Consider the following 12,110-nt stretch of genomic DNA (forward strand, 5'->3'; position numbering starts at 1 on the left):
GCTACACCGCAGTACGTGACGCTCTGGCGGCAGTTACTGCGGTGTAGCAGGCACCGGGCTCGCGCACGACGGGGCGGTCTCCCACACCGGGAGGCCGCCCCGTCGGCGTTCCTCCGCCGGGGTCGAGGGCGGAAGAGGTTGCCGGGGCTGCCGCTTCCGCACTCGACTCCGGGAGGCGTGCGGGTCGAGGGCGGAGGGGGTTGCCGGGGCTGCCGCTTCCGCACTCGACTCCGGGGATGGGGTGAGGGGGGTCAGGCCGGGGTGGGGTCCTCACCGCGGCGGCGGGGCAGCGAGGGCAGGCGCAGGCGCCGCCACCACCGGACACGGGGGCCGGTGCGCTCGCGCTGCACCCACAGGGGACGGGGGTCGGCGTCGGAGCGCAGCCGCGCCCAGCGGCTCACGCCGGCGCGCATCGTCGTCCGCGCGGCCTCGGCCTGGGCGTGCAGGGCCGCCGTGGCCTCCGGGTCACCGTCACCGGGCCCGAAGACGACGGCGTCGACGGACGCCGCGACCTCGCTCACCGCCACCGCACCCTCCAGCGCGGTGGCGTACGCGGCCGCCTCCCCCGGCTCCGCCTCGGGCACCGAGCGCAGCGCGACCGCCGCGTCGATGCCGTGCGCCTGCTCGCGGCGGGTCACCCCGCGCGGCACGGCGACCCCGAGGGACCGTGACTCGGCGACGAGGTCGCGCCACACCCACGCGGCCCGGCCGGGCACCGGCCCGAGCGAGGCGTGCCGGCGCCGGCGCCGCGCCTTGAGCAGGCGCAGCACCACGACGTAGAGGGCGACGAGGAGCAGCAGCGCCGCGACCCCGGCGAGGACCTGCAGCCACAGCGGCCAGGCGGTGACGTCGAAGGGGTTCTTCTTGCGCTTGGTGACGTCGGTGGCGTTCTGCGCCTGGTCCGGACCCTGGAGCACCGACGGCGGGCTGACCCCCGCGGGCGGCGGCACCTGGGCGCCGACCTTCTGCTCCTCGGTCTTCAGCTGCTGCTCGCTCGGCGTCTTGTCGCGGCTCGGCACGAAGGACCGGTAGTCCATCGGGAACCACGTGCCGTCGTCGAGCTGGACCTCGACCCAGGCGTGGACGTCCTTGCCACGGACCTCGCCGCCCGCCTGCGGGATGCCGCCCATGACGACGCGGCTGGGGATGCCGAGCCGCTGGCCGACGAGCGCCAGCGTCGCGGCGTACTGCTCGTCGTTGCCCGCGAGCTTGCTCGAGCCGGCGAACCGGGTGAGCCGCGACACCGCGTGCCCGGGCAGGTAGACCTTCTCGAAGCTGTTCGGGGTGCCGCCGTCGGTGTACGTGCCCTCGGTGCGCATCGCCGTCGCGAAGGCGCGCAGCTTCGACCACGGGCCACCCTCGGCGCGGCTGGTCAGCGCGTCGATCTTCGCGTCGAGGAAGTCGGTGTCGACGACGCTCGAGGCGCCGGTGCGGACGTCGAGGTCCTCGGGCAGGGTCGTCGCGGGGGTCGGCGGCACGAGGGCCGTCATCCGGTAGGAGTCGCCGCCGAGGAGGCCGGCCGGCACGACGGCGGTGTCGGTGGCGGTGTTGAGCCAGAGGGCGTCGGCGAGGTCGGTGGCCCGCGGCCCCTCGAACTGGATGCGGGTCGGGTCGCCGACGGTCGGCAGCCAGACCGAGCGGTAGCCGCCGTCGGGCACCGTGACGTCGACGTCGACCTCGCGCCCCTCGGCCCCGGTCGGGGCGATGCGGGAGCCGACCTGCTGGAAGGGCGTGCCGTCGGCGGTGCGGTCGGCCGCACCCCAGACGAGGCCGTCGTACCGGTCGAGGGTGGCGAAGCGGACGGGCGTGCCGGCGGGCAGCCCGGTGACCCGCAGGACGACCTGGTCGTAGAGCTTCGCGCCGTTGGGCTCGGTGTACTGCCGGTACCCGGGCAGGGGGCTCGCGAACTGCGAGACGTCGAACGGCGGCACGAGCCGCTCGCGCACGACCTCGCGGGTGGCGGCGGCCGAGGTGCCGGGCAGCAGCGGGCCGGCGAAGGCCCCGGCGACGAGGGCGACCACCGCGAGGACGCCGGCGGTCGCGAAGCGCACCCCGCGGCCGGCGCCGTTCTGCACCGGCGGGCGCGTGCGGTGGGCACGGACGACGAGCCACGCCACGAGCACCGCCGCGAAGCCGACGCCCTGGACGAGCAGGGCCGCGGGCTGCGTCGTCCCGAGGGCGATCGAGCCGGCGAGCAGGGCCAGCGGCGCCACCGCGGTGAGCGGCACGTTGGCCCAGCGGCGCGCGAACCCGAGGGTCGTCGCGCCGCCGAGGAGGCCGGCGAGCCACGGCAGCGCGAGGACCGGCCCGCGGGCGTCGACGGGCGGCAGCAGCGTCAGCCACTTCTTCCAGCCGGTGACCGCCCAGGTCGCGAGGTCGACGAAGGTCTGCCCGGTCGGGACGAACCCGGCGAGGAGGTTGTCGCGCACCGCGAGCGGCCCGCCGAGGAGGAAGTAGATCGCGACGAGGACGGCGAAGGTCGTCAGCGCCATCCAGCGCAGCGTGCCGGCGACGTGCCCGACGACGAGGCCGAGGACGAGCCCGGACCACGCGGCCACGACCCACTCGACGCCGAGGAAGCCGGTGCGCATCCCGAGCAGGGCGATGCTGCCGAGGACGAGCGCGAAGGCGAGGTCGACCGACGCGTCGCGCCCGGGGACGAGGCTGCGCCACACCGACGGTGCGTCGGCGGCGCGGCGGCGGGGGCGCCGCTTCTCGCCGCCGCGAAGGGCGGTCGCCAGGCTGGGCTGCCGGCCGGTGCGGCCGGCGCCATCGGTGGACGGCTGGTCGGTCATGCGAGCGCTCCGGAGAAGAGGACACGGCGGACGTCGGTCAGCTCACGGACGTGGAGGATGACGATGGACCCGAGGCGGCGGACGCCCACGGGCACGTCGGGGTCGACGACGAGCGCGACCTTGACGACCTCCGGCTCGAACTGGTCGAGGGTCCGCTGCACCTGGATGAAGGGCCGCTCGACCCCGGTGACGAGCACCGCGATGCTCGCGTCCGGTGCGAGGGCGGCGGCCTGCCCCACCGAGCCGTAGAGGTCGAGGGGGCCGACCTCGGCGCGGGCCAGCGCGTCGAGGGTCAGCGGCGCGGTCGTGCGGGACGCGGTCTCGCCGTGGCAGACGACGGTCGTGTCCTGCTCGTCGAGGATGGAGCGCAGCGCCAACGACGCGGCGCACGAGATCGCGAGCTCGACGTCGTCCTCGTCGTTCGTGTACACCTCCGGCGTGGTGTCGACGACGATCGCGAGGTGGCTGCGGCGGGTGTCGAGGAACTGCCGCACGAGGAGGCGGCCGTGCTTGGCCGAGGAGCGCCAGTGCACGTAGCGGCGGTCGTCACCGGCCTGGTACTCGCGCAGCGCGTGGAAGGCGAGGTCGGACATCGACAGGTCGGGCGTCACCTCGCCCTCGAGGTCGCGCAGCAGGCCGGCGCCGAGGTTGTCGAGCGAGATCGTCCGCGGGTGGACGTAGAGCTCGGAGCGCTCGGTCCACTGCACGGTGCGGCGCACGAGCCCGAACGGGTCGCCGTGGACGGTGGTCGCCGGGCCGACGGGCACGACGCCGCGGCGCGAGGTCGGGACGACGAAGAGCTCCTCGTGGGTGCGCCCGGCGGACAGGGCCGGCAGCGTGAAGCGCGCGGCGGTGCGGCCGACCGGCAGCTCCACGAGCAGCGGGAGCATCCCCCGCTTCGAGGTGTTGGTGACGGCGATGCGGCCCGTCGCGGGGTCGCCGACGGTGACGCGGGCCGGCTCGACGTCGGCGCGGATGCGCACCTTCGCGCGGTCGAGCGCCAGCAGCACGCAGGCGATGACGAGGACGAGGCACGCGGCGGCGACCATCCCGAGCTCCGCCCAGGCGAACCGCGCCGTCATCCACCAGGCGAGCAGGCCGACGACGAGCACCGTCCAGCCGAGCGGCGAGACCCAGCGCAGCACCTCGACGACGGGGTGCCAGACGCGGCGGGTCTGGTCGGCGATCGGCTTGATGCGCTCCCCGGTGAGGACGAGGATGCGCGCGCCGGTGTCGGTGAGGGCGCTCGGCACCTGGACGCGCGGCAGCGTGACGGTCCGGGTGCTGCCGTCGGCCTTCGTCTGCGTGCGGGTGGCCGCGCGCGCCGCGGGGCGCGAGCGGCCGGCGTCGTCCCGGCCGGGGCCGGTGGTGCGCAGGCGGGGCAGCGAGAGGCGGCGGCCGGCGCGGGGTCGCCTGGACCCGCCGGAGGGTCGCCGGGCGGAGCGCGAGGTGGCCCCCTCCGCGGCGTCGTCCACCGGGCGTGGGGCACCGCCCCCGGCGCCGCGCGGCGCGGGGGGAGGCGTGAGGTCCGAGCGACGGACCGTCGACTCGGCGTCCTCGGGCAGCCCGGTGGGGTCGCTCATGCGGGGTCCTCGCGAAGTATCTGGAGGAGCGAAGCGGGGGAAGAACTTCGTGGGGCGCCTCTCATGCGGGGACGCGCTCCGTGGGCGGCGCCACCTCGGCGAGGATCTGGTCGATGACCTGCTCGACGGTGATGCCGGCGAACTGCGCCTCGGCGGTCACGAGGAGGCGGTGGTTGAGCACCGGCTGCGCGAGGAGCTTGACGTCGTCGGGCACGACGTGGTCGCGGCCCTGGCTGATCGCCCACGTCTTGGCGCAGCGGACGAAGGCGAGGCAGCCGCGGACCGACAGGCCCAGGCGGATGCTCACGTGGCGACGGGTCTCCTCGGCCAGCCGCGAGACGTAGTCGAGGATCGCGTCGTCGACGTGCACGCCATCGGCGAGCTCGGCCATGTCGCTGACCACCTGGGCGGTGACGACCGGCTCGAGCGAGCGCGTGCGGTCACGGGTCGCGGCGTCACGCAGGACCCGGACGGTCGCGTCGTGGTCGGGGTAGCCGAGCGTCGTCTTCATGAGGAAGCGGTCGAGCTGCGCCTCGGGGAGGCGGTAGGTACCGGCCTGCTCGATGGGGTTCTGGGTCGCGATGACCATGAACGGCTCGCCGACCGAGTGGCGCGTCTTGTCGACGGTGACGTGTCCCTCCTCCATGACCTCGAGGAGCGCCGACTGGGTCTTGGGCGAGGCGCGGTTGATCTCGTCGGCGAGGACGATCGTCGCGAAGATCGGGCCCTCGTGGAACTCGAAGACCTTGCTGTTGGGGTCGTAGATCGTCACGCCGGTGACGTCGCTCGGCAGCAGGTCCGGCGTGAACTGGATGCGCGAGTTCGTCCCCTTGACCGTGCCCGCCATCGCCCGCGCGAGCTGCGTCTTGCCCGTGCCGGGGAAGTCCTCGAGCAGGAGGTGGCCCTCGGAGAGCATGCAGGTCAGCGCGAGGCGGATGACGTGCTCCTTGCCGAGCACCGCCTTGTCGACGTTGGCGACCATGGCGCCGAAGGCCTGCGAGAACCAGGTGGCCTGGTCGGAGGTGACGGTCATGCGGAGGGTGTCCTTTCGACGGAACGGGGGATGGAGGGGCTCACCACGGGGTGGGCGCTGACTCGTGGCACGTGCCGCCCCGGCAGAGTCGCACGATGACGGGTCCGTTGCCGTCGTCGAGGACATAGCCCTGCGAGCTCCAGTTGGAGCGGTTCGTGCTCGAGCCGGTGCCGTCGCCACTGACGTTGAACGGCGTGCTCGAGTGGAACCCGGGCGACGGCGAGGCCCGGCTGATGAAGTAGACGTCCCACCCGCCGCCACCGCCGGGGAAGTCCTTGACGTCGAACGAGACGCGGGGGCACGCCTTCGTCGTGCAGCTGCCGGTGGCGTTCGGGGGGATGTACCCCGGGGTCTTGCGGACGTTGTAGACCGACGGGTCCGGCGGCGGCGGGGCCGGGACGGTGACCTGGCGCGAGACCGGGTCGGACCATCCGGCGTCGGAGTGCGCCTCGACGGTCAGCGTGTAGGTGCCCGGGCCCTTGCTGATCGAGTGCTGCGTCTTGTTGCCGCCGAAGGTGCCGGTGTCGGCGCCGGAGAGCCGCACCTGGTCGATCGGGCGGCCGTTGGTCGGCAGGTTCCAGGTCCAGGTCGCGCCGGTCGTGCCGTCGTTGCGCCCGTCGAGACCGGAGGGCGAGAGCGTCGGGCCGTAGGGGGTCGCGTTGGTCGCCGCGGGGTTCGAGGAGGCGCCGGCCGAGTTCTCGGTGCGGACGGCCACGTTGTACGCCTGGGTCGGGCTCGTGTCGAGCGGGCCGATGTCGAAGGTCACCTGCGAGCCGGGCGCGCACCCGCACTGGTGGGTGCCCGAGGCGCCGTTGGCCGACCACCGGATGACCGAGAAGGACGCCGCCCGCGGCTGCCCGACGGTGACGGTCACGCGGATCTTCCGGTCGGCGGCGGGGGTCGACGCGGTGACAGACGGGTCGGACGGGACGCCGTTGGAGGTGAAGGACGACGAGTTCGTCCTGGGCCCCTCGAGGTCGGCGCCGTTGGTCAGCGTCACCGTGTAGCGGTAGTCGCGACCGTCGTAGGGGACGACGACCTTCGTGGTGCGGCGGTCCGGGGCGAGGGTCTCGACGGCGGTCCAGCCGCCCCCACCGACCTGCTGGTAGAGGGTGTAGCCGGTCGTCGGCGGGCCGTTGGGGCTGCCCTGCTCCCACGAGATGGTGAGCGTCGCCGAGTCCTCTGCCGGGCCGGGGCCGCTGGCAGTGATCTTCGGGGCCGGTAGCGCGGGTGGCGTGCCGGCGGACTGCATCGTCACGGCCGGGCCGAACTGGCCCGCGCCGAGCTCGTTCCACGCCTGGACCTGCACGTCCTGCTCGGCCATGTTGTCCAGGCCGGTCACCGTGGCCTGGCGGGTCGCGGCGGCGACGTCCTGGGTCTTGGTCTGCCCGGTCGAGGAGATGAGCCGGACGACGTACTTGCGCAGGGCGCTGCCCTCGTTGACCGGCTGGTCCCAGGCGATGGTCAGGGTGCCGTCGCCACGCGAGACCATCCGGACGCCGGACACGGCCTCGGGCAGCCGGTCGGGGCGCACGGCCGCGCTGGGCGCCGACGGCTCCCCCTCGCCGATGCCGTTCACCGCGGCGACGGTGAAGGTGTAGTCCTGGCCGTTGGTCAGGCCCTGGATGGTGCACGGAGACGCCGAGCAGGTCTGCTCGCCCGACGAGCCGCCGCTCCAGCGCACGACGTAGCCGGTGACGACCGACCCGCCGTCGTACGTGGGCGGCAGCCAGCGGACGCGCGCCTGCCCACCGGCGTCGCGGTCGGCGACGGCCTGCACCTGTCGCGGCGGGTCGGGCCGGCCGAGCATCGTCACGGTGACCCGGCCGGAGGTCTCGCGGCGCGGGCCGTCGGTGACGACGAGGCCGATCGACGCGGTCGGCGAGGGCCGGTCGCCGGCGGTGAGCGTGAGGGAGCAGCCGTCGGAGGAGGCGGTGATGCCCGAGCCCGACTCGACGGTGGCGCTGACGATCGCGCAGGTCGGGGCGAAGAGCGGCGAGTCGAGGTAGCCGGAGACGTCGACGGTGCGCGACTGCCCCTCCTCGAGCCCGGAGACCGAGATGGGGCGCAGCCGGGCCGGGCCCTGGGCGTCGGCGCCGACGACCCGGACGGTGAGGGTCGACGGCTGCGTCATCCCGCGCGAGGAGATCTCGACCTTGCCGGTGGAGGTCTGGGCGTCGGCGTCGGCGTGGAGGGTGAGGCGGCGGTTGCCCTGGCCGTCGACCTCGAGGTCGGCGTCGGCCTCGGTCTGCCAGCGGGCCTCGAAGTCGATGTCGTCGAACGTCATGCCGACCGGGAGCCAGGCGTGGCAGACCGTGGGGATGTCGACCGTGCGGTCCAGGCCGCCGGCGGTGACCGTGACGGCGCCGTCGGGGCAGCGCAGCAGCGGCACCAGCGGCCCGACCTGCACCGGCACCGACACGTACGCCGTGCCGAAGTCCTTCTGGTCCACCGCGCTCTGGTCGGTCACCTCCAGCATCACCGCGGCCGGGCCCACGTACCCGTTGGAGGAGGTCAGCTGCAGGGTCCGGTTGTCGGTGAGGCTGACCGAGAGGTTCTCCGCCGGGGAGGCCGAGACCGTCGAGGCCGTCGTCACCGACACCACCCGGCCGCGCGGGGAGCGCACGTGGTCGCCCAGGTTGACGGTCTTGGACGAGTCGGGGTCCATCGTGATGAGCGAGCCGGCCACGACGAACGGCTGCCCGTTGGCGCCGGTCGGGACGTGGATGAGCGCCATCGCCTCCTCGTCGTCCTCGTCGACGATGACGTAGGGCACCGAGTAGGCGTGGTCGAGGATCTTGACGCTGACCCGACCGTCCGCGGTGACCTGCGCGTCCGGGGAGAGGACCTCCTTGACCCGCAGCGTGGCGGGGTCGGAGTCGACGTCGGTGTCGTTGGCCAGCGCGTCGACCACCGTCGAGGTCTCCCCCGGCTTCGGCGCCGCGACGTCGTCGTTGGCCACCGGCGGGTTGGTGTAGCCGGCCACCGGGCGCACGAGCACCGTGGCCCGGGAGGGGTCGAAGAGCCCGTCGCTGATGCCGTAGACGAGCTGGTGGAGGGACGAGGTGTCCTCGGGGACCTTCGTGCGGACGGTGTGGTCGGCGTCGACCGTCCACTTCTTCAGCTCGCCGGCGGGGTTGAGGCCCTCGGTCTGCACGTCGACCACGTCGCCGCGGGCGATGAGGTCGTTGACGAGCGGCTTGACGGTCACCGTCTTGCCGGGCGCGGCGAAGACCTCGTCCGGCACCGCCACCGGGGGCTGCGGGTCGCCGGGCTGCACGACGCCGACCCGCACGAACGCGCGGCTCGTGGCGCCGAAGCGGTCGCGCACCTCGTAGGTGATGACCTCGGTACCCGCGGCGAGCGGGAAGGCCTCGTACCGGATGGTGGTCGGACCCGTGCCGACCACGCGGCCGAGGCGCAGGTCGACCGGGCCGCCGTCGCTGCCGACCACGCCGGTGACCGACACCGAGTCGCCGTCGGGGTCGACGCCGAACGTCGGGATGGTCATCGTCAGGGGGTCGCCGGCGGTGACCGTGGCCGTGAAGCTGCGCGCGACCGGGGCCTGGTTGACCTGCTGCGCGGTCGGGAGAGGGTTGACCTGCACCCGGACCCGCGCGGTCTGGGCGCGTTCCTTGCTGCCCTCGGCGTAGGCGGCGTACTCGATCGTCACGAACTTGGGGGCACGGAGGCCGCGGGCCTCGGGCACGTAGCGCACGACGTTGCCGGAGGCGAAGGCGCGCTGGGCGTCCCCCTTGCTCACGACCTTGACCGAGCCCGGGTCCAGGCGCAGCGGGATGCCGTCGGCCATCGTGTCGTTGTCCAGCACCGGGATGCTCACGGTGTCGCCCTCGCGCACGGTCGCCTTGTCGTCCTCGACGAGGGGGAGGGAGTCGGCGAGCGGACCCTGCTGGAGCACCTCGACCTGGCCGGTCGTGCGCTGCGTGCCGTCGCTGACCGTGTACCGGATGGTGCCACGGCGCCCCTCGGTGCCGGCGGGCGCGGGGTCGCGGGCCTCGAGCCGGACCCATCGGCCCTGGTAGATCGAGGGCTGGAGCCACTGCGAGTCGTCGGTGGTCTCGACGGCCGCCGTCACGAGCACGTCACCGCGGGGCGAGTAGTCGTTGGCGAGGACGTCGACCATCGCCGGGGCCTGGTCGTGCAGGGTCGCGTTGTCCGGCACCGAGACCGGCGGAGCACCCTCGGGAGGGGCGGTGAGGTCGACGCGGATGCGGCCGGGCGCGGCGCCGGCGCCGGTGACGGCGGAGTAGCTCAGCTCGAACGTCCCGGGGGCGTTGCCGGTGACCGTGACGGTGCCGGTCGCGAGGTCGGTGTCGACCTGGAGCGGACCGACCGGCCGGACCTCGGAGCGCAGCCGCAGCGACGCGTCCGGCTCCCCCGGGTCGGCGCCGGCGATGTCGTTGCCCAGCGGCTCGACCTGCAGCGGCTTGCCGACGACACCGCGCACGGCATCCGGCTGGGTGCGGGGAGCGACGAACGTGCTGTCGCCGTTGGTCGACAGGACGCGGGCGTTGACGCTGCCCCTGGTCTCACCGCCGCGGCCGTCGCTGACGACGTAGCCGATGGGCTGTCGGCCCTCCTCGCCCGGGGCGGTGACGGTGACGCGGCCGCCGCCGTCGACGACCGCACCCTCGACGTCGGCCCGCGCGGCGAGCGTGTCGTTCTCGGGGTCGCGCCAGTCCGCGAGGACCGGCACCGAGAGGCGCTTGCCGGCGATGACCGGGTACTGGCGCTGCGCGAGCTCGGCGCCACCCCGCCGCAGCTGCGGGGGCGAGTTGACGTCGTCGCCGACTACCCGCACCGTCACCTTGCCGGCGGTCTTCGACGTCGCCCGGCCGTTGTTGACCTTGTAGGTGAACTCGAGCTGCTGGTTCGCGGTCCCGGCGGGGACGGACAGGTCGATGGCCTGGCCGTCCGACGAGACGGTGGCAGTCGCGCCGCGCATCGACGGTGCGGTGACGTCGCGCTGGTCGATCGCGAGCACGGACCCGGCGACGTCGGTGTCGTTGTCGAGGACGTGCAGCTTGCTCGTGCGGCCGGGGCGGACCTTCTCGGAGTCGTCGACGGCCTTCGGCGGCTGCTGCGCGGACGCCTCGTCGACGAGGTTCTCGTCCTTCTTCTGGTTCTTGTCGTCCTGACGGGTCGGCGGCGTCAGCGCGTCCCAGTTGTCGATCTTCGTCGGCTTGTCGTCGAGGTCCCAGACGCCGCCGTCGTCGAGCTCGTTGAGCACGACGAGGCCGCGGTTGACCCGGAAGGCCACGCCCTCGCGGATGGGGTCCTCGGAGCCGGTCGGGAGCGTCGCGGTCGGCTCGTCGCCGGTGCGCCCGCAGTTGGCCCCGTAGAAGACCTGCGTCTGCTCGGCCCACGCCGCGTGGACGCAGCCGCCGAGGACGACCGGCCGCGTGACGAGGGTCGCGCCCGGCACGCGGTTGACCCGCTCGCCGATGACGACGCCGCCCGGCGAGAGGCCACCGTCGAGCGGCACCTGGACGGCGCGCTGGGCGGACTCGACGACGACCGTGTCGGCGTCCGGCCCGGGCACCTGGAGCGCCGCGAGCCGGGAGCCGTCGGCGGTGACCTGCGCGTCGACGCCCTCGGGCTCGTCGGCGGTGTAGACGCGGTCGGTCTCGGGGTCGTAGGCGACCCAGTCCGCCCCGACGGCGGTGATGTCGGGGTGCGGGCTGCGCAGCGCCGAGCGCGTGGTCGTCGGCTTCGCGAAGCCGGTGGGGGTCGGGGCGATGGTCGTCACCGTGCCGTCGGCGCCGGAGACCGCGTGGACGACGCCGTCGAGGCCGACCGCGACCGCGGCGCTCCTGCCGACCGTGGCGACGGGCTTGGCGCCCACCGCGACCCCGGGCAGGTCGGTCGTGCCGGTGCGGGTGTCGACGCGCTGCGCGTAGAGCTTGCCGCTCGCGGGGTCGAGGAGCGCGAGGGTGCCGCCGCGCAGGTCGACCGGCTGCGGCGTGAAGCGACCGGACTGCTCGTCGACGGCTGGCACGGTGGCGGCCGGGTCGCCGGCGGTCGAGGTGCGCGGGTCGAGGGGGAAGAGCTCGCCGCCGGCGGTGGAGATGCCGAAGACCGCGGCGCCGTCCTGGAGCACGTCGAGGCCGTCCCCCGTGCCGCTGTCGGTCGCGACCCCGGTCTCCAGCTGGCCGATCGGGATGTTGGCCTTGGCGAACTTGGCCTGCTGCGCGGAGCTGACCCAGACGCCGGCGTCGTTGAGGTCGGCCTCGTGGACGGTGGTGCCGTCACTGGCGACCGCGGCGTACCCGAGGCCGGCGGCGACGAGCGCGACGACGACGGTGCCGGCCGTGCGCCGGCGCGCGCGGCTGCGCGAACCACGGGCCCGCGCGGCACCCACCCGTGTCACGTGCGGCTCCTCGTCCCGTGCTGGTCTGCTCCCCCGAGCGGTCCCGTCCACCACCCCGGCCCGTCCAGAGTAACCAGAGAACGGGGGGCATCTGTCCCGGTCCGGAGGGGAGCACTCCCCGGGTGCAACCGGGGCGTCCAGATCAGACGGTGGACGCGGCGCGTCCGCTCTCCCATACTGAGGTGGATCCACGGCTGGCCGAGATGGTCTCTGAGCGGAGGATCAATGGGCCTGTTGCACGCTGATCACCGACGACGCTGGCCCCACGCCACGCTGCCGTACACGCTCGACGAGACGCAGTTTCCCGC

Annotated in this window: 4 protein-coding genes; all 4 read right to left on the bottom strand. The window is 74.2% G+C overall.

Translation table 11 applies throughout. The annotated features are described in order from the left end of the window. Positions 1-251: 251 nt before the first annotated feature. The 4 genes from LG324_RS01075 to LG324_RS01090 all read right to left on the bottom strand — a co-directional run bounded on the left by LG324_RS01075 (position 252) and on the right by LG324_RS01090 (position 11,802). Positions 252-2,795 (bottom strand): transglutaminaseTgpA domain-containing protein, encoded by a 2,544-nt coding sequence (locus LG324_RS01075; protein ID WP_404350998.1) that lies wholly within the window; start codon positions 2,793-2,795, stop codon positions 252-254. Next, on the bottom strand, positions 2,792-4,378 hold the full coding sequence (locus LG324_RS01080) for a DUF58 domain-containing protein (protein ID WP_404350999.1): 1,587 nt from the start codon (positions 4,376-4,378) through the stop codon (positions 2,792-2,794). Before LG324_RS01080 ends, LG324_RS01075 begins: the two co-directional genes overlap by 4 nt. Before the next feature lie 61 nt (positions 4,379-4,439). Beyond that, positions 4,440-5,411 carry an AAA family ATPase gene (locus LG324_RS01085; RefSeq protein WP_404351001.1) on the bottom strand — a complete coding sequence of 324 codons (972 nt, stop codon included), beginning with the start codon at positions 5,409-5,411 and terminating at the stop codon, positions 4,440-4,442. 40 nt (positions 5,412-5,451) lie between these two features. Beyond that, on the bottom strand, positions 5,452-11,802 hold the full coding sequence (locus tag LG324_RS01090; protein ID WP_404351003.1) for an Ig-like domain-containing protein: 6,351 nt from the start codon (positions 11,800-11,802) through the stop codon (positions 5,452-5,454). Between the last annotated feature and the right edge of the window lie 308 nt (positions 11,803-12,110).

Origin of the sequence: Phycicoccus jejuensis, from assembly GCF_044797865.1 — a bacterium.
Lineage (GTDB): Bacteria > Actinomycetota > Actinomycetes > Actinomycetales > Dermatophilaceae > Phycicoccus > Phycicoccus jejuensis.